The following is an 18,722-nucleotide window of genomic DNA, read 5'->3' as shown; positions in this document are numbered from 1 at the left end:
AGAGATTTGGATTGGACAAGAAAGGGAAATCTATGAAATTTCGTCCATTACATGACCGTGTACTGGTGCGTCGCGTCGAAGCGGATACCAAGACTGCTGGCGGCATCATCATTCCGGATAGCGCCCAGGAAAAGCCATCTGAAGGCAAGGTTGTCGCTGTCGGCAATGGCCTGAAAGACGACAATGGCAAAGCCACCCCGCTCGACGTCAAGAAAGGCGACAAGATCCTGTTCGGCAAATGGTCCGGCACGGAAGTCACCGTTGACGGCGAAGAACTGATCATCATGAAGGAAAGCGATATTCTCGGCATTCTCGAGAAATAAGCCTTTTCCCCATCATCATTTCAATCAACTAAGCAGAGGAAAATATCATGGCTGCTAAAGACGTAAAATTTGGCCGCGACGCTCGCGAACGCATCCTCAAGGGTGTGAACACGCTGGCTGACGCCGTAAAAGTAACCCTCGGCCCGAAAGGCCGTAATGTTGTGCTCGACAAGAGCTTTGGCGCACCGCGCATCACCAAGGACGGTGTTTCGGTTGCCAAGGAAATCGAACTGAAAGACAAGTTCGAAAACATGGGCGCACAGATGCTTCGTGAAGTCGCATCGAAAACCAACGATGTTGCTGGCGACGGCACCACCACTGCCACCGTATTGGCTCAGGCGATCGTCAAGGAAGGCATGAAATCCGTGTCGGCCGGCATGAACCCGATGGACCTGAAGCGCGGCATCGACCAGGCGGTTGAAACCGTTGTGGCTGACCTGAAAAAGCGTTCGAAAGACGTCAAGGGCAGCGAAGAGATCGCCCAGGTTGGTATCATCTCCGCCAACGGTGACCGTGAAGTCGGCGAGAAAATCGCCGAAGCCATGGAAAAAGTCGGCAAAGAAGGCGTTATCACGGTTGAAGAAGCCAAGGGCCTCGACTTTGAACTCGACGTTGTTGAAGGCATGCAGTTCGACCGCGGTTACCTGTCGCCTTACTTCATCACCAACCCGGACAAGATGATTGCGGACCTCGAAAATCCCTACATCCTGATCCACGAGAAGAAGCTGACCAACCTGCAGCCACTGCTCCCGATTCTGGAAGCTGTTGTCCAGGCCGGACGTCCGCTTCTGATCATTGCCGAAGACATCGAAGGCGAAGCGCTGGCTACTCTCGTGGTCAACAAGCTGCGTGGTGGCCTGAAGATCGCAGCGGTCAAGGCACCTGGTTTCGGCGACCGTCGCAAGGCGATGCTCGAAGATATCGCGATCCTGACCAAGGGCGAAATGATCTCCGAAGATCTCGGCATCAAGCTGGAAAGCGTCACGCTGAACATGCTCGGTGAAGCCAAGAATGTCACGATCGACAAGGATAACACCACGATCGTTGACGGCGCTGGCAAGAAAGCCGACATCAAGGCACGTGTTGAAGCGATCCGTTCGCAGATCGAAAACACCACCTCCGACTATGACAAAGAGAAGCTGCAGGAACGCCTGGCGAAACTCGCTGGCGGTGTTGCCGTGATCAAGGTCGGTGGTGCTACCGAAGTGGAAGTGAAAGAGAAGAAAGACCGTGTCGACGATGCGCTGCACGCAACCCGTGCTGCCGTTGAAGAAGGCATTGTCCCGGGCGGCGGTTCCGCTCTGCTTTATGCGACTTCGGCGCTCAAAGGTCTTGAAGGCGTCAATGATGACCAGACCCGCGGCATCGACATCGTTCGCAAGGCGCTGCAGGCTCCGGTTCGCCAGATCGCTGAAAATGCGGGCTTTGACGGCGCGGTTGTTGCCGGCAAGATGCTCGACCAGAAGAGCAAGGAATTCGGCTTCAACGCATCGACCGATGTTTATGAAGACCTTGTCAAAGCTGGCGTCATCGATCCGACCAAGGTTGTCCGCGCAGCATTGCAGGACGCATCCTCGGTTGCCGGTCTGCTGATCACCACCGAAGCGGCTGTTGCTGAAACACCATCAGAAGACAAAGCTGGCGGCGGCGGCATGCCCGACATGGGCGGCATGGGCGGCGGCATGGGCGGCATGGGCTTCTAAACCCTGCCGTTCGGCTTGCGCTGAAAATATCAAGGGGGGCTGGGAGGAAACTTCCGGCCCCTTTTTCATTGCCTCCTGCGCCAGGCTATGAATGTCGTCGCCCATTGTTTGGAAATATAAAATAGACTTTTTCTGCACTGGCCGATTATCCAGCCGGGATATTATTCTATCGCGGATGTTCTGCCGGCCCTCCGGCACCAGCACGAGGAGATCAGTCATGAAAGCCGTAGGTTTAACCCGCTACCTGGCCATCGAAAATCCGGAATCCCTGATCGATGTCGATCTGGACCGGCCTGTTGCCGGGGGACGAGACATATTGGTCAAGGTTCACGCCATAGCCGTCAACCCGGTCGACGTGAAGGTCCGCGCGCCCAAGGATGATGTCGAAGAAACGCCCCGTGTTCTCGGATGGGATGCCGCCGGCGTCGTGGAGGCGATTGGCGAGGATGTCACATTGTTCCGTCCCGGTGATGCGGTCTACTATTCCGGAGATATTACGCGGCAGGGCGCCTATGCCGAATATCAGCTGGTGGACGAGCGTATCGTCGGGCGCAAGCCGACATCGCTCGGCTTTGCCGAAGCCGCCGCCATGCCGCTGACCACCATCACTGCCTATGAAGCCTTTTTTGACCGGCTCGATCTTGATCGGGACGGCGGTAACCGGGGCGAGACGCTCCTGATCATCGGCGGTGCCGGCGGCGTTGGCTCGATTGCCATCCAGCTGGCCAGGGCGGCTGGTCTCACGGTGATCGCGACCGCGTCCCGCGAAGAGACATCGCAATGGGTGCGCGATCTGGGCGCAGACCATGTCATCAACCACCGCGAACCGCTGCGGCCGCAGGTTGAAACGCTGGGGCTCGATTTTCTCGATCATATCGCGATTTTCAACGATACCGATGGCCATTGGGATGCGGTGACCGACCTGATCCGGCCACAGGGACGCATCGTCAGCATTGTCGAAAATGAAAGGCCGCTGGACCAGTCTCTGCTCAAGACCAAGGCCGCCGGTCTGGTGTGGGAATTCATGTTCACCCGTTCGATGTTCCAGACGCCGGACATGATCGAGCAGCATGAACTGCTCAACTATGTTGCTGACGAAATCGATGCGGGCAGGATCCGTTCGACAGTCAATGAGGTGCTGACGCCGATCAATGCCGAAAATCTGCGCAAGGCCCATGCGGCGCTGGAGACACGCCGTGCTACCGGCAAGCTGGTGCTCGAGAATTTCGCCACCTGACCGCTGGCGGTCGCGCGGTCATCGGGATGACCAGCACCAGCGCCGCAAACTGGTTGCAATAGCTATCATCTCCCAGCCGGCCTTGTTATAGGCATTTCCTCAGGAGACGGATTCCGGCGGTTGCCGGGGCCAGGGTGAGGGACGGGATATATGGTCGCCAGCACATTTGATCTGTTCAAGATTGGCGTCGGCCCGTCGAGTTCGCACACGATGGGGCCGATGCTGGCGGCTGCCATATTCGTCGAGCGTCTGGCAGAGGCCGGCAAGCTGGATTCGGTTACCCGGCTGGAGACCCTGCTGTTCGGTTCGCTGGCACTGACCGGCAAGGGCCATGCGACCGACCGGGCAATCCTGCTGGGGCTTTCCGGCCAGCGTCCGGAAAATATCGAACCGGATGCTGCGGACCGACTGATCGACCAGATCCGCTCCTGCGCGACAATCAAACTGCACGGCACGCGCGAAATCGCGTTTGACGAGTCGACGGATGTCATTTTCGACCAGAAGAAGCGGCTCGATTTCCACAGCAATGCGATGCGCTTCAATGCCTATCGCGCCGATCAGATCGTCGAAACGCGAGTCTATTATTCCGTGGGTGGCGGCGCGATACTGGACGAGGAGCAGATCGGCAGCAACAATCCGGAAAGCGGATTGTGGGACGTGCCGCATCCCTTTTGTTCGGGAGCGGATCTGCTCAGGATTGCAGAGGAAAAGAGCCTCTCCATTGCCGATATCATGCGCAACAACGAGCGGACGGAAAAATCCGATGACCGGATCAGCGCCGAAATCCACGCCATTGCCGATGCGATGTCGGCCTGTATCGATCGCGGCATCATGCAGAGCGGTATCTTGCCCGGTGGCCTGCGCGTCAAGCGGCGGGCGCCGCTCATCCATGCCCGGCTGATGGAACGGCAGGAACGGGCCTTGTCCGATCCGCTGACCATTCTCGACTGGGTCAATCTCTGGGCGCTGGCGGTCAACGAGGAAAATGCCGCGGGTGGCAAGGTGGTGACCGCGCCGACCAATGGCGCGGCCGGAATCATCCCCTCGGTATTGCGTTTCTATGAACGGTTCGCGCCAAAGGCCGATGCCGCCGGGGTCGAGACATTCCTGCTGACCGCCGCCGCCATCGGATCTCTGTTCAAGGAAAATGCCTCGATATCCGGCGCCGAGGTCGGCTGTCAGGGAGAAGTCGGTGTCGCCTGTTCGATGGCCGCAGCCGGTCTGACCGCAGCCTGGGGCGGGACGCCGCTGCAGGTGGAAAATGCCGCGGAGATCGGCATGGAGCATAATCTCGGCCTGACCTGCGATCCGGTCGGCGGGCTGGTGCAGGTACCCTGTATCGAGCGCAATGCCGTGGGCGCGGTCAAGGCGATCGAGGCGGCCCGCCTCTCGATCCTGGGCGACGGAACGCACCGGGTCAGCCTCGACGAGGTGATCGAAACGATGCGCAAGACAGGTCTCGACATGTCCGAGCGCTACAAGGAAACATCGCAGGGTGGACTCGCCGTCAATTTGGTGGAATGCTGACCAAAAGGGGAGGCAAGATGATGATGAAGCTGGGTCTGGCGCTGGTGATGCTGACCCTGTTCGGGATGGGAGCGGCGTTGCTGTTTCAGGAGCCGATCGGCAAGCGGCTGTTCGCCGGTGCCGCTGAAAGCGCGGTGACGCGCGATGTTATCGGCGACCTGCCCGACGGCATGCATGTGGCGCTCTGCGGTTCCGGTTCGCCACTGCCCGACCCGACGCGGGCCGGGCCCTGCTCGGCGGTCATCATCGACGGCAGGATGTTCATCGTCGATATCGGTGGCGGCGCGGTGCGCAATCTCGGCCTGATGGGGCTTAATCCGGGCGCGACCGAAGCCCTGTTGCTGACCCATTTCCACAGCGATCATATCGACGGCATGGGCGAATTGATGCTGCAGCGCTGGGCCGGTGGCGGCCATGACACGCCCTTGCCGGTGATCGCGCCGGACGGAGTAGACGCGATCGTCGACGGCCTGAACGCCGCCTATGCGGCCGATGTGCGATATCGTATTGCCCATCATGGCGAAGCGACGATGCCGGCGGCCGGGGCCGGCGGCGCGGCAATGCCCTTCTCTTTCCCCGAAGGGCAGGAGCAGATGGTTGTTTACGAGAGGGACGGCATCAGGATCACGGCCTTTTCCGTGGCGCACAAACCGATTGCGCCTGCCGTCGGCTATCGGTTCGATTACAAGGGCCGCTCGGTGGTCTTCAGCGGTGATACGGTGAAACTGCCTGCGATTGCCCAGGCTTGCAATGGCTGCGACCTGCTGGTTCACGAAGTGCTGAACGCCGAAATGGTCGGTACGCTGGCAACAGCTTTCGAAAAAGCCGGGCGCAAGCGGCTGGTCAAGATCATGGCGGATATCCCGGACTATCACACCACGCCGGTCGAGGCGGCGGAGACGGCGCAGGCGGGCAAAGCGAAGATGCTGGTCTTCTCGCACATCGTGCCGGCACTGCCGATCGGCTATCTCGACGCCTATTTCATGAAGGGCGCCGCGGCTGCCTATGATGGTCCGCTCATATTGGGGGAGGACGGGATGCTGTTCAGCCTTCCCGCCAATAAGGATAGTATCGAACGGGACGATCTTCTCTAAGTTGCTGCCGATTCAAGGAGGAAGCAGCCGTGACCACAAACCGTTTTTGGCAATTGAACAGCCGCCCCGAAGCGCAGGATGTCTCGGGCGCGCTGTCACTGGAAAGCGAAGCGATGCCGGAGCTTGCCGAGGGCGAGGTGCTGGTGAAAGCAGCCTATCTGTCGATGGACGCGGGCACGCGGATGTGGATGACCGAGCGCGAGGACAGCTATCAGCCGCCGCTGGAACTCGGCACGAAGATGGTCGGGCTGGTGCTGGGCCATGTCGCCGCATCCCGGTACGACGGTTTTGCCGAGGGCGATCTGGTGCGCGGCTTCGGCCAATGGGCGGACTATAGCGTGATGCAGCCGGAACTGGCCGGGCTGGTCAGGGTCGATGACAGTATCGATGATATCAAGCAGCATTTCGGAGTGCTCGGCTTCAACGGCTGGACCGCGCTGTGGGGCATCAAGGAAACGGCGGGCGTGAAGGCAGGGGATAATGTACTGGTTTCCGCCGCGGCCGGATCGACCGGCATATTGGCCTGCCAGGTCGCGAAGATATTGGGCGCCAATGTCTATGGTCTGGCCGGAGGCTCCGACAAATGCCGCTGGCTGGAAGACAATCTCGGCATCACCAGGGCGATCGATTACAAGAATGAAGATATCGCTGCCGAGCTGGCCAAGGTCGAAGGCGGGATCAACGCCTATTTTGACAATGTCGGCGGGCCGATACTCGATGCGGTATTGCCCAATATGGCGCTCTACGGCCGGATCGCGCTATGTGGTCTGCTCGCGCAATATGAGGGCGACGGGCGCGGTCGCGGGCCGGAACAGTTCGACCAGATATTGATGAAGCGGCTGCGCATCGAAGGCTTTTTCTCGCCCGATTTTGCCGATCAGGGCGAGCGGCTGACGGCGGAATTGAAAGACTGGCTCGACCAGGGCCTGATCGACACGCCGTTCGACGTGACCGGGGGAATCGAGAATGTCCTGACCGCTTATGGAAAATTGTTCAGCGGCGGCAATATCGGCAAGGTGCTGGTGAAACTCTAGGCGCTGGCCTGCCGGAAGCGCAGCCCCCAGAGCGACAGTCCCATGATGGTCAGCGCATAGCAGAAGGCCATGATCGAAATCCCCGACCATCCGGCATATTCATAAGTCGCGGCGCCGAGCCAGCTGGAAATGCCGCCGCCGATGAACATGATCACGATATAGATGGTCATCAGCCGGGTCCGGATGTCCGGGGCGCGGCTGAACAATATTGTGCGGCTGCAAATATCGACCGATGCGCCGCCAATTGTGTTGAAGATGACCGCGATCACCAGAAGCCCCAGGTTCTGGCCGGCAAAGGGCAGGATGCAGACACCGGCCAGCTGCGCCATACAGAAATAGATGCGCGCGCGTTCGGCGCCGATACGGTCGGCGAAGCGGCCGGCAAAGGGAGAACCGAAGACATTGATGATGGCGATGATGGCGAGATAGCCGACGATATCGACGCCATAGCCGTTGCGCGGCAGATGCAGGCCGATCGCCAGCCAGATGGCCAGAAACAGGCCGAAGGACAGCGCCTGGATGAGGCCGCCGAGCGGCACCTCCGGCAGTGACTTCATGATCGGCCAGAGCGACCGGAGCAGCTCGCCATAGCGCGGCGGCAGCACGGCACCGGGCTGCTCGTCCCGTCTGCGCTCCATGATCAGCGGCAGCAGGATGACCAGCAGGGCCATGCTCGCCACACCGACCCAGTAAGCGGAGCGCCAGCCAAAATAGTGGCCGAGCAGGCCGCCGCCGACCCGGCTGCCCAATATGCCCAGGGTCACGCCGGCGGTCATGATCCCGGTGACATGGCCAATGCGTTCCGGCGCCACGCGCTTCGTGACATAGGCCGGCAGCAGATAGGGCGCGATGGTGACAAAGCCGAGCAGGGACGAGGCGGCGACGAAAAGCGCGAAGCTGCCGGACAGGGCCATGGCCAGCATCGCCAGAAATTGCCCGCCGACAAAGATCGTCACCAGCGTGCGGTTGTTGAACCGGTCGCCGAGCGGCAACAGCAGCAATATGCCCAGCGCCAGGGCGATCTGGTTGAACGCGGGAGCCAGTCCGACGGTCGCGCCGCTGACCCCGAATTCTTCGGCCACCGGCGTGATCAGCGGATGGATATAATAGCCGTTGGCAATCACCGCCGCCGAAGACAGCGCGAACAGGAAAAGCTTGAGCTCGCTGATCCGGGCGGGCGCATTGCCTGCATTTGGGGTGGGACTGCTCATGGCCCTTTGCGCTTACGCGATTAGCGGGAAAGCGGAAAACAAAATTGCCGGATCACAGCCTATCAATAATGTCTGCCAGGTCCCGGGCCGCTTTGCCATAGACCCTGTCCTGCAGGGCGCTGAGCGTTTCGGGGGCGGCGACATCGGGATGGCCGCTGTTGAACGGCGGGTGCGGGTCATATTCGAGGCTGAGCTGGATCGATTCGGCCCATTCCCGCCCGGCAATCTCCGCCACCACGGTCAGAGCAAAATCGATACCCGAAGTCACGCCCCCGGCGGTAATCAGATTACCATCCTGCACCACGCGCGCTTTGTCATGCGTCGCCCCGAATTTTTCCAGCAGACCCGTATAGGCCCAGTGGCTGGTTGCCCGTTTGCCCTCCAATAACCCCGCCGCGCCAAGCGCGAGCGAACCGGTGCAGACCGAGGTCACATAGCGGGCTTTGGCGCCCTGATCGCGCAGAAATTGCAGCGTCTCTTCATCCTCAATCACATCTCTGGTGCCAAAACCGCCGGGAACACACAGCAGATCGGCCTGCGGACAGTCGGCGAGAGTGGTCGAAGGGAGAATGGCAAAGCCGCTGTCGGTCTGGATCGGCTTTTTGGCCTTTGCTGCCGTGTGGACGACGGCGCCGGGAATGCGGCACAGCACCTGCGCGGGTCCGGTAAAATCCAGCTGGGTGATGCCGTCAAACAGCAGGAAGACGATGTGGAAGGGTTTGGAGCTGTCGGTCATGGGCGTATTTCCCTTGCATAGTGAAACGCCCAGGCGATCGGCTGTAAAAAATCGTCCGCTCCCCGATGGTAGGCCATCCTGATCTCGCCAGTCACGGACGCGCCAGCCATAGCAGAAGACAGGGGCATCAACAATTCGGAACCGTCTGCGGCCAGTATCTGTTCAGGCTTGTCGTGCTAGACATTCAAGCATGAACTATCTGGCGGACACCGGCTGGCAGCAGCGCGCCAAATCGATGGCGGGCGTGATCACCATTCACGTCGCGATCGGCTATGCTCTGGTCCTTGGTATGGGCACGGATGTGGCAAAGCGCGTCACCGCCGGGTTCAAGGTCATCAACCTCAGCCCGCCGCAGCCACCGGAGCCGCTCCCCGCCGAGAAACCGGCCGAAGTCCTGCAGGAGGCTGCTTCGCCGGAAAATCTGCGGGCTGCGCCGACCGAGATTGTAGTACCGGAACCGGAAATCAAACTGGAGATCAAATCGCCTGTGCTGGCGGCCCCGGTTGCCGGACCCGGGAATGACACGAGGGCCGGTGCCTCTGATCAGGCCGGTCCGGGCTTTGGCAGCGGCGGGCAGGGCGATGGCTATGGAGGTGGCGGAATTGCAAGCGGTCCGCGGCATCTGTCCGGTGCGCTGAATCGCAAGGACATTCCCCGGGCGGTCTGGAAGGCCGGAAATCGCGGCAATGTTCTGGCGCATTTCACCGTCGGTACCGATGGCCGGGCCAGCGATTGCCGGATCCGGCAAACCAGCGGCCACCCCGAACTGGATGCCGTCACCTGCCGGCTGATCGAGGAGCGTTTCCGCTTTGAACCGGCGCGCGACCGGCAGGGCCGGGCGGTAGCGCAGCCTTATGGCTGGCTGCAGGAATGGTGGAAGGATGGCCGCGGGCCACAGGCCGTCAACTGAGCCGGTCTATATCCCCGGACAATCTCGATCGCCAACCGCGACACCCCGCATGCGCAGCAGAGCGTGACGCGCCTGAACCATGGAGCCCTTGAGGATTGGCGAGAGCGCCGTGATCGTGAGATATCTTTCCGAAAGCGGGGTGCGCGCGATTGTCTAGAACAGACCGGCGAGCAGATAGCCGCCCAGTGCGATAAAGCTGCCGAAAGTGCTGAAGGCCCCGATGGCTCTGAAAGCCTGAAAAATCTTGCCGGTTGCCGCGCCATGCGATCCAGACACCGTCGACAGGGCAATAGCGTGCAGGATACGGCCGACGAGGAAGACGATGGCGATGATCCGGACAATATCATTGGGCACTACAGTCATTTCCGCGAGCGTCAGCACGACGACGAACAGCGCGGCATTTTCCGCAAGATTGCCATGCCGCCGAATCTTGCGCTCCAGCGCCAGATCCTCGCCCGTGCCCAGGGCAATGCGGTTGCGGATGCGATGCGTGCCGACCAATATCATCAATATCGCCTGCAGGATAATGAGCAGAGCGCCGGTAAAGGCAGCGATTATCGGAATGGTCATCGGGCAATCTCCTGGTCCGCGATTTCATCTTTGCCGAAGCCGGGCCAGAGAACAAGCGTAACAGATTAAGTCTTTGAGAAAAAATCGCAATTCAAGCTGGTCAATGGCCGGTCCGGCCAGTGCGGACCGGCAAGAATCTTATACGCATGCCGAAGCGCGAAAATGCGGTGGAGTTGCAGGGGTTTCTGTCCGCCCAAGCTCCTGTCAGATAGCCGCCACGCATTCTCTCTGCCCCAGATTTGAACAGTCGTTCCGCCAATCAAGACCAGAGCGTTAACCATTCATCTGCACAGCGGCTCAATATATGTTGGCTATGGGACAGTTTCATGAACACAAGAATGTCCAGCTTGTCGCCCGTCCGACAGACAGCCATTATTTCGGCGATCGCGGCATTGTTGTCGGTTGCGTTCACCGGTACCGTCTACCTGCTGTTCTTCGGCATGGACGAGCGGTTCTGGTCGGCGATCAACATGTCCTTTCTGATACCCTGGGCGATCACCATTCCGCTGGGCCTCTACATGTCGAAACAGCGGTTCAAGCTTGTTCAGCTGACCAACCGGCTCAAGGAAACGCAGATCAAATTGCGCCAGGCGAACAAGGCGCTGGAACAGCGCGTCAATATCGACGGCATGACCGGTCTGCTCAGCCGGGACAGTTTTTTCAGTCAGCTCGATGCGTTGCGGGCCGATAGTGAAGCCAGTGTGCTGATGATCGTCGACGTCGACCATTTCAAGAAAATCAATGATAATTTCGGTCATCTTGTGGGCGACAAGGCTCTGGTTCTGCTCGGCGACATATTCCGGAAAACGCTGCGCAAAAATGATGTGGTCGGCCGCATCGGCGGAGAAGAATTTGGCATATTCCTGCCTGATACCAGCGCGTCGGAAGGCCAGATCATCGGCGAGATAATCCGGCACGAGATCGAGAACACGATCTTTGAACCGCATCACAAGATGCGCCACGTCATCACCGTCAGCATCGGCGTTACCGATATTGCCCCGCATCAGGACCGTGCCGCGTTGATGGGCAATGCGGATACCGCACTGTTTACGGCCAAACGGTGCGGACGCAACCAGGTGGTGCTGTTCGAACCGGGGATGAGTGCCAAGCCGCGTCCGGTCCATGACAGGGTACAGGATTTCAAGCCCATTCTCGTCCAATCAAATTTCCGCTGAAGCAGAAATTGAAATGACGAGGGCCGCTGGCGCTGCTAGTGCTGGCAGCCATGACGGACCCTACAGACAACAAATCCAACCATCTCTATCTCGTTGACGGCTCGGCCTATATTTTCCGCGCCTATCACCGCCTGCCGCCGCTGACCAATGTCCGCGGCGAACCGGTCGGCGCAGTCTATGGTTATACGACAATGTTGTGGAAACTCGCCGACGAGCTGAACAAGGCCGACGGCCCGACTCATATGGCGGTGGTGCTGGACAAGGCGGGGACCAGTTTCCGCAATGATCTCTATGACCAGTATAAGGCCAACCGCCCGGAAGCGCCGGAGGATCTGAAGCCGCAATTCCCGATGATCCGTGACGCTACGCGCGCTTTTTCGCTGCCCTTGATCGAGGAAGAAAATGTCGAGGCCGACGACATGATTGCTTCCTACACCAAGGCGGCGCTGGCCGAGGGCTGGAAGGTGACGATCGTTTCGTCCGACAAGGATCTGATGCAGCTGATCGAGCCCGATGACGACAGCCGGGTCGACATGCTCGACACGATGAAGAACGCCCGGATGAACCGCGCCACGGTCGAGGAGAAATTCGGGGTAGGACCGGAGAAGCTCGGCGATGTGCTCGGCCTGATGGGCGACAGTTCGGACAATATCCCAGGCGTGCCGGGCATCGGACCGAAAACCGCGTTCAAACTGATCAACGAATATGGCGATATCGAAAGCGTACTCGCCGCCGCGCCGGAGATGAAAAAATCCAAGATGCGCGAGAATCTGATCGAATTTGCCGATCAGGCACGGCTGTCGCGGGAGCTGGTGACCCTGCGCGATGATTGTCCCTTGCCCGACACGCTCGAAAGTTTCCTGATCCAGGATATCCCCGACGGGCCGCTGCGCGCATTTCTGGCGGATCACGGGTTCAACAGCCTGCTCCGCAAACTGGGTGGCGACGGTCATGCCGAACCGCAGGATCCCGATGTCGCCGACGATAGCGGCGCTCCGGATGCCGCAAAATTGCCGGACGCCCCGGCGATAGACCGTAGCCAATATGAATGTGTGCAGGATATCGCCGCGCTCGACCAGTGGATCGCGCGTGCAACGGCGCAGGGCGTCTGCGCGGTCGATCTCGAGACCGACAGCCTCGAAAGCGTGACCGCGCGGATCATCGGCGTCTGTCTGGCCACTGGTCCCAACGAGGCCTGCTACATCCCGCTCGGCCACGGCAGCGGCGACATGTTCGGCGAGACACCGGAGCAGATCGGCCTCGAGGACGCGCTGGCGAAGCTAAAGCCGCTGCTCGAGGATGACGCGGTGCTGAAGGTTGGACAGAATCTGAAATATGACATGGGCGTATTGGCCCAGCATGACATCAGCATCGCACCGTTTGACGATACGCTGGTGATGAGCTTCAATCTCGATGCCGGCCTGCACGGCCACGGCATGGACGAACTCAGCAAGCTGCATCTCGGCCATGAATGTATCAGCTTCAAGTCGCTCACCGGCACCGGCAAGAAGGCGATCGGCTTTGCCGAAGTGCCGCTCGACAAGGCGACCGAATATGGCGCGGAGGACGCCGATGTCACGCTCCGCCTGTGGGAAATATTGCGCCTGCGGATGGTGCCGGAACGGGCGACCCGCGTCTATCAGATGGTCGATCGGCCGCTGGTGCCGGTGATTGCCGGGATGGAAGCGACCGGCGTGCTGGTTGACCGCGAGGAGCTGGCGCGGCTGTCGAAGACATTTGCCGAGGAAATGGAGAAGCTGGAAGCAGAGATCCACGAACTGGCCGGCGAAAGCTTTTCCATCGGCAGCCCCAAGCAGCTCGGCGAAATCCTGTTCGGAAAGCTTGGCCTGAAGGGCGGCAAGAAGGGCAAGTCGGGCCAATATTCGACCGATGTTACCGTGCTCGAGCGGCTGGCCGGTGACGGTGAGCCGATAGCGCAGAAGGTGGTCGACTGGCGGCAGCTGGCGAAGCTCAAATCCACCTATACCGATGCGCTGCAGGAGCAGATCAATCCGGGAACCGGGCGGGTCCACACCTCCTATAGCCTGAGCGGCGCGCAGACCGGGCGGCTGTCCTCGACCGAACCCAATCTGCAGAATATCCCGATCCGGACCGAGATCGGCCGGCAGATACGGCAGGCCTTTGTCGCTGCGCCCGGCAATGTCATTCTTGCCGCCGACTATAGCCAGATCGAGCTCCGGCTGGCGGCACATATCGCCGATGTCGAGACATTGAAGGAAGCGTTCGCCAATGGCGAGGACATCCATAACCGCACCGCGCGCGAACTGTTCGGTGCCGAAGACCGCGACGCCCGGGCGCGTGCCAAGACGATCAACTTTGCCATCCTCTACGGCATTTCGCGCTGGGGTCTGGCCAAGCGGCTGGAGGTCGATGCGGATGAAGCGCAGGCGATGATCGACACCTATTTCGAGCGTTTTCCGGGCATCAACCAGTATATTTCCCGGACGCTGCAATCGGTGCGCGAGGCCGGCTATACCGAGACGCTGTTCGGTCGCAAGACATGGTTCGAGCGGATCAAGTCGCCCAATCAGGCGGAGCGGCAGGGCAGCGAACGCGCCGCGATCAACGCCCCGATCCAGGGAACGAGCGCCGATATCATCAAGCGCGCGATGGCACGCATGCTGCCCGCGCTGGCCGAGGCGGGGCTGCACGATGTCCGGATGCTGATGCAGGTGCACGATGAACTGGTGTTCGAATTGCCCGAAGCTGATGTGGAGGCCGCCAGCGCGGTGATCCGGTCGGTGATGTCGGGCGCGGCGGAACCGGCGGTGAAACTATCGGTGCCGCTCGACGTCGATATCGGCACCGGCAAGAGCTGGGACGAGGCGCACTAGGCGCCGGGTCAGGTCTTGATCCAGAGGCGGATGAAATAGCCGACCGTGCCGACGGCCAGCACCCCCATCGCCCAATAGGCCAGCATCCAGAGCAAGCGCTTGGGCAGGGGCGCGCCGTCAGCGCTCTTGCCGTCGGAAGAGAGCGGATCAAAAGCCATTAATGGTAGCCATCCGATCCGACCTTGCCGCGGAACACCCAATAGGCCCAGCCGGTGTAAGCCAGGATGACCGGGACCATGATGGCTGCGCCGATCAGCATGAACAGCTGGCTTTCATAAGGAGCCGCCGCTTCCCAGATGGTGATCCGGCCGGGGATCACGTCGGGCCACATCGACACGCCAAGCCCGATCAGGCTCAGGCCAAACAGGCCCAGCGCATAGAAGAAGGGCGCGGCTTCCTGCTTTTTCGACAGGCTGCGGAAATAGAGGACTGAAACGACCAGTGTCGCCAGCGGAATTTGCGCGGTGGCGAGCACGCCGGGATAGGCGAGCCAGCGGGTATAATATTCTTCCTCGAGAAAGGGTGTGGCGGCGCTGACCGCGATGATCGCCAGCAGCAGCAGGATACCGAGACGGCCGGCATAGCTGTAGCACTGGCGTTGCAGCGCGCCCTCGGTCTTCCAGATCAGCCAGCAGCAGCCGAGCAGCGCATAGCCGGCGAGCAGGGCAAAGCCGGTCAATATGCTGAACGGCGTCAGCCATTCCCACCAGCCGCCGGCATAGGCGCGGCCCTCGACCGTGATCCCCTGCAGCAAGGCGCCGAGCGTGACACCCTGGGCGAAGGTCGCGATCACCGATCCGGCGGTAAAGGCGAAGTCCCAGCGCGCACGGTGCGACGGGTCACGCCAGCGGAATTCAAAGGCAACGCCACGCAGGACAAGGCCGAGCAGCATCGCGATCAGGGGCGCATAAAGCGCCGGCAGGATGATCGCATAAGCAAGCGGGAAAGCGGCCAGCAATCCGCCGCCGCCAAGCACCAGCCAGGTTTCATTGCCGTCCCAGACCGGGGCGATGCTGTTCATCGCCGTATCGCGATCCGGCCCGACCTTGAAATTGGGAAATAATATGCCGATGCCGAGATCAAAGCCGTCCATGATCACATAGACGACCACGGCAAAAGCAATGATCGCCGCCCAGATGATGGTCAGGTCGATACCGTTCATGACGCTGCTCCTTCCTTCTGATCCCCTTCGAGCACCGCCGCGGCCGGGGTGATGCCGGCCGAGCGGATCGGCGCATCGTCGGGTGCCGGTTCGTGGGCTTCGGGCGTTTTGGCCGCCAGCTTGAAAATATAGATGATGCCGGCGCCGAAGACGATGAAATAGACGACGACAAAGGCCAGCAGCGAGCTGGCGACCGCCGGTGCATCCAGCGGTGCGGCGCTCTCGCTGGTGCGCAGCAGGCCGTAGATGGTGAACGGCTGGCGGCCGACTTCCGTCGTCACCCAGCCGGCGAGCACGGCGATGAACCCCGATGGTCCCATTACCAGCGCCGCGCGGTGCAGCCAGGTCCAGTCATAAAGCTTCTTGCGTGCGCGGGCGAGCAGGCTCCACAGGCCGATGCCGAGCATGGCAAAGCCGAGGCCTACCATGATCCGGAACGCCCAGAAGACAATGCCGACCGGCGGCTCGTCTTCGTCGGGGATAGTATCAAGCCCGGCTAGCGGCGCATTCATGTCATGCTTGAGGATCAGCGACGAGGCCTTGGGGATTTGGATCGCATAATCGACCCGCTTTTCCGCGCTGTTGGGTATGCCGAACAGGATCAGTGGCGCGCCATCGGGATGGCTTTCGTAATGGCCTTCCATCGCCATCACCTTGGCCGGCTGATGCTCGAGCGTGTTGAGGCCGTGCAGGTCGCCCATGAATATCTGGGTGGGTGCGACCAGCGCCGCCATCCACATCGCCATCGAGAACATCTTGCGCGCGCCGGGATTGGTCTTGTCTTTCAGCAGATGCCAGGCGCCGACCGCGCCGACCGCAAAGGCGGTGGTCAGATAGGCGGCGAGCACCGTGTGCACGAGGCGGTACGGGAAGCTGGGGTTCCAGACGATATCCCACCAGCCCGCTGCGGGCACGAACTGGCCGACATCATTGATCGCATAGCCGACCGGCGTCTGCATCCAGCTGTTTACCGACAAGATCCAGAAAGCCGAGATGAACGTACCGATGGCAACAGCCAGGGTCGCGACGAAATGCAGCTTGCGCCCGACCTTGTTGATACCGAACAGCATGACGCCGAGAAAACCGGCCTCGAGGAAGAAGGCGGTCAGCACTTCATAGGCCATCAGGGGGCCGATAATCGGTCCGGCCTTGTCGGAAAAGACCGACCAGTTGGTCCCGAACTGGTAGGACATGACGATACCGGACACGACGCCCATCGCGAATACGATGGCGAAAATCTTCAGCCAGTAGCGGTAGAGATTGGCGTAGACACCCTTGTCGGTTTTCAGCCACAGCCCCTCCAGCACGGCCAGATAGCTGGCGATGCCGATGGTGAAAGCGGGAAACAGAAAGTGGAAACTGACGGTGAAAGCGAACTGGATTCGCGCCAGATTGATTGCGAGTTCATTGTCCATCATATCAGGCCTCTTGCCTTCCAAATATCTATGTCAGTGTCGGCTTCGTCTTCGCTTTCTGCAATTGCAATAACCGCAGCATAAGCTTCGTTTTGCGAAAGAAAAACCCGTCCGGAAAGCTGGTCCAGAAAGTGCGAGCGCTGCAATCGGTCCATCACCGGTCCCTTGACTTCCGAAAGATGCAAATGGATGCCGCCGTCCGCCAGACGATGATTGATCGCCTCGATGCTTTCCAGTGCCGAGGCATCGATGGCATTGACCGCCGAGCACATCAGGATGACATGGCGAACATTTGTCTGTTCGGCGACCTGTTCCAGAATGAATTCCTCTAGCCAGCGGGCGTTGAGATAGGTCAGGCTTTCGTCAATCCGGATGGTCAGGATGCGGGGATCGGTGAACACCTTGTGCCGGTTGACGTTGCGGAAATGCTCGGTCTCGGGAACGCGCCCGACGATGGCGGCATGGGGCCGGGAACTGCGCCACAGGAACAGGGCAAGACTCAGCGCGACGCCCGCGATCACGCCAGGTTCGACGCCGGCCAGCAAGGTGACTATGATAGTCGCTGCCATGGCAGCAAAATCCATTTTCGAATAGCGCCAGATGGTTTGCGGCGTCTTGAAGTCAACCAGACTGAGCACGGCAACGATGATCGTCGCGGCCAGCGTGGCGATGGGAAGCGATGCGAGCAGCGGGGTGAGGAACAGCGCCGCCAAGGCGATGCCTGCTGCGGTGAAGGCTCCGGCAGCGGGCGTTTCTGCCCCGGCATCGAAATTCACCACCGACCGGGCGAATCCGCCGGTCACCGGATAGCCACCGGAAAAAGCCGCCGAAATATTGGCGGCGCCAAGGCCGATCAATTCCTGATCCGGGTCGATGCGCTGGCGGCGCTTGGCGGCCAGAGTCTGGCCGACCGACACGGATTCGACAAAACCGATGATGCTCAGCAGCAAGGCCGGTATCGCCAGCGTCTTCCACAGTTCCAGATCGACCAGCGGAACCGAGAAAGGCGGCAGGCTCTGCGGGATATCGCCGACGACCTTGACCCCCTGTGTCTCCAGATCGAACAGGATGGTTGCGATGGTCGACACGGCGACCGCGGCAATCGGTCCGGCTTTGGCCAGCAGTTCGGCCGGGCGCGCGGGCAGGCCGATCCGCATCAGCAGCGGCTTCAGGCCCTTGCGGACCCAGAAGAGAAAGGCGGTTGCCAGAACGCCGATGATCAAGGTCGGGATATTGGTGGTGCCGATCGTCGCGGCAATGCTGGACAGCAGTTCGGGCATGGCCGCGCCGCTCGCCTTGATGCCGAAAATCGACTTCAGCTGGCTGGTGGCGATGATGATGCCGCTGGCGGTGATGAAACCCGATACCACCGGATGGGAGAGCAGATTGGCGAGAAAGCCGAGCTTGAATATGCCAAGAAGCAGCAGGAACAGGCCCGACAGCAGCGCCAGTACCAGAGCCGCAGCGATAAAGTCGGCGCTGCCGGGGGGCGCAATGGCGCTGGCGGCGGTCAGGGTCATCAGCGACACCACCGCAACCGGTCCGACCGCAAGGGTCCGGCTGGTGCCGAATATGGCATAGGCGATCAGCGGCAGGATCGAGGCATAAAGGCCGATTTCCGGTGGCAGTCCGGCAAGCATGGCATAAGCCAGGCTCTGCGGGATCAGCATGATCGTGACGATGATCGCGGCAACGCCGTCATTGGTCAGCGTCGTGCTGTTATAGCGACTGCCCCAATCGAGGATCGGCAAATAGCGGGTGATTTTCATG

The 18,722-nt window shown here is 60.5% G+C and carries 17 protein-coding genes and 1 riboswitch; of the genes, 9 read left to right on the top strand and 8 right to left on the bottom strand.

The annotated features are described in order from the left end of the window. Positions 1 to 32: 32 nt before the first annotated feature. Both groES and groL read left to right on the top strand, forming a co-directional pair. Positions 33 to 323 carry a co-chaperone GroES gene (groES, locus tag SPHFLASMR4Y_RS10685; protein WP_089133529.1) on the top strand — a complete coding sequence of 97 codons (291 nt, stop codon included), beginning with the start codon at positions 33 to 35 and terminating at the stop codon, positions 321 to 323. A 47-nt stretch (positions 324 to 370) separates the two neighbouring features. Beyond that, entirely contained in the window at positions 371 to 2,026 is a 1,656-nt protein-coding gene (gene groL / locus SPHFLASMR4Y_RS10680; protein WP_089133528.1) for a chaperonin GroEL, read from the top strand. On the opposite strand, the gene SPHFLASMR4Y_RS16905 is transcribed toward groL, so the two are convergent. Further along, complete coding sequence (locus SPHFLASMR4Y_RS16905; protein WP_145955519.1) at positions 1,949 to 2,245, bottom strand: hypothetical protein; 297 nt, start codon at positions 2,243 to 2,245, stop codon at positions 1,949 to 1,951. The genes groL and SPHFLASMR4Y_RS16905 overlap by 78 nt on opposite strands. Here SPHFLASMR4Y_RS16905 and SPHFLASMR4Y_RS10675 point away from each other — a divergent pair. From SPHFLASMR4Y_RS10675 to SPHFLASMR4Y_RS10660, 4 genes are all read left to right on the top strand, one after another. Beyond that, a complete protein-coding gene (locus SPHFLASMR4Y_RS10675) occupies positions 2,244 to 3,263 on the top strand; it encodes a zinc-binding alcohol dehydrogenase family protein (protein ID WP_089133527.1) in 1,020 nt (339 codons plus the stop codon). The two genes, SPHFLASMR4Y_RS16905 and SPHFLASMR4Y_RS10675, sit on opposite strands and share 2 nt — an antisense overlap. Positions 3,264 to 3,413: 150 nt before the next feature. Further along, positions 3,414 to 4,790, top strand: coding sequence for an L-serine ammonia-lyase (locus tag SPHFLASMR4Y_RS10670; protein ID WP_089133526.1), 1,377 nt, complete (start codon positions 3,414 to 3,416; stop codon positions 4,788 to 4,790). Positions 4,791 to 4,807: 17 nt separating this feature from the next. Then, a complete protein-coding gene (locus tag SPHFLASMR4Y_RS10665) occupies positions 4,808 to 5,884 on the top strand; it encodes an MBL fold metallo-hydrolase (protein ID WP_089134831.1) in 1,077 nt (358 codons plus the stop codon). Positions 5,885 to 5,913: 29 nt separating this feature from the next. After that, the gene (locus SPHFLASMR4Y_RS10660; RefSeq protein ID WP_089133525.1) at positions 5,914 to 6,918 is read left to right on the top strand and encodes an NADP-dependent oxidoreductase; all 1,005 of its coding nucleotides are present in this window, start codon (positions 5,914 to 5,916) and stop codon (positions 6,916 to 6,918) included. Here the strand turns inward: SPHFLASMR4Y_RS10660 and SPHFLASMR4Y_RS10655 are convergent. After that, positions 6,915 to 8,129 carry an MFS transporter gene (locus tag SPHFLASMR4Y_RS10655; protein ID WP_089133524.1) on the bottom strand — a complete coding sequence of 405 codons (1,215 nt, stop codon included), beginning with the start codon at positions 8,127 to 8,129 and terminating at the stop codon, positions 6,915 to 6,917. The two genes, SPHFLASMR4Y_RS10660 and SPHFLASMR4Y_RS10655, sit on opposite strands and share 4 nt — an antisense overlap. 52 nt (positions 8,130 to 8,181) lie before the next feature. Beyond that, a complete protein-coding gene (locus SPHFLASMR4Y_RS10650) occupies positions 8,182 to 8,865 on the bottom strand; it encodes a DJ-1/PfpI family protein (protein WP_089133523.1) in 684 nt (227 codons plus the stop codon). A 20-nt stretch (positions 8,866 to 8,885) separates the two neighbouring features. Continuing rightward, positions 8,886 to 8,970: riboswitch (ZMP/ZTP riboswitch) on the bottom strand. A gap of 85 nt (positions 8,971 to 9,055) precedes the next feature. Between SPHFLASMR4Y_RS10650 and SPHFLASMR4Y_RS10645 the strand changes: the two genes are divergently transcribed. Next, positions 9,056 to 9,775 (top strand): energy transducer TonB, encoded by a 720-nt coding sequence (locus tag SPHFLASMR4Y_RS10645; protein ID WP_089133522.1) that lies wholly within the window; start codon positions 9,056 to 9,058, stop codon positions 9,773 to 9,775. Positions 9,776 to 9,928: 153 nt separating this feature from the next. On the opposite strand, the gene SPHFLASMR4Y_RS10640 is transcribed toward SPHFLASMR4Y_RS10645, so the two are convergent. After that, the gene (locus SPHFLASMR4Y_RS10640) at positions 9,929 to 10,345 is read right to left on the bottom strand and encodes an MAPEG family protein (protein ID WP_089133521.1); all 417 of its coding nucleotides are present in this window, start codon (positions 10,343 to 10,345) and stop codon (positions 9,929 to 9,931) included. Between the two features lie 326 nt (positions 10,346 to 10,671). On the opposite strand from SPHFLASMR4Y_RS10640, the gene SPHFLASMR4Y_RS10635 reads away from it, so the two are divergent. Together SPHFLASMR4Y_RS10635 and polA are read left to right on the top strand one after the other, a co-directional pair. Next, positions 10,672 to 11,520, top strand: coding sequence for a GGDEF domain-containing protein (locus SPHFLASMR4Y_RS10635; protein ID WP_089133520.1), 849 nt, complete (start codon positions 10,672 to 10,674; stop codon positions 11,518 to 11,520). A 50-nt stretch (positions 11,521 to 11,570) separates the two neighbouring features. Continuing rightward, positions 11,571 to 14,375, top strand: a complete 2,805-nt coding sequence (polA, locus tag SPHFLASMR4Y_RS10630) for a DNA polymerase I (protein WP_089134830.1) — start codon at positions 11,571 to 11,573, stop codon at positions 14,373 to 14,375. Positions 14,376 to 14,383: 8 nt separating this feature from the next. Here the strand turns inward: polA and SPHFLASMR4Y_RS10625 are convergent, their stop codons facing one another. From SPHFLASMR4Y_RS10625 to SPHFLASMR4Y_RS10610, 4 genes are read right to left on the bottom strand one after another with little or no spacing between them, the layout of a single operon-like run. Then, positions 14,384 to 14,533 (bottom strand): DUF2474 family protein, encoded by a 150-nt coding sequence (locus tag SPHFLASMR4Y_RS10625; protein WP_089133519.1) that lies wholly within the window; start codon positions 14,531 to 14,533, stop codon positions 14,384 to 14,386. Next, on the bottom strand, positions 14,533 to 15,537 hold the full coding sequence (cydB, locus tag SPHFLASMR4Y_RS10620) for a cytochrome d ubiquinol oxidase subunit II (protein WP_089133518.1): 1,005 nt from the start codon (positions 15,535 to 15,537) through the stop codon (positions 14,533 to 14,535). Before cydB ends, SPHFLASMR4Y_RS10625 begins: the two co-directional genes overlap by 1 nt. Next, positions 15,534 to 16,955, bottom strand: a complete 1,422-nt coding sequence (locus SPHFLASMR4Y_RS10615; RefSeq protein WP_409928893.1) for a cytochrome ubiquinol oxidase subunit I — start codon at positions 16,953 to 16,955, stop codon at positions 15,534 to 15,536. Before SPHFLASMR4Y_RS10615 ends, cydB begins: the two co-directional genes overlap by 4 nt. After that, entirely contained in the window at positions 16,952 to 18,721 is a 1,770-nt protein-coding gene (locus SPHFLASMR4Y_RS10610; RefSeq protein ID WP_089133517.1) for a SulP family inorganic anion transporter, read from the bottom strand. Before SPHFLASMR4Y_RS10610 ends, SPHFLASMR4Y_RS10615 begins: the two co-directional genes overlap by 4 nt. Between the last annotated feature and the right edge of the window lies 1 nt (position 18,722).

The sequence above is a fragment of the Sphingorhabdus sp. SMR4y genome, assembly GCF_002218195.1.
Lineage (GTDB): Bacteria > Pseudomonadota > Alphaproteobacteria > Sphingomonadales > Sphingomonadaceae > Parasphingorhabdus.
Note: the sequence above shows the minus strand (reverse complement) of the source record. Positions and strands in the feature narration are given on the sequence as shown.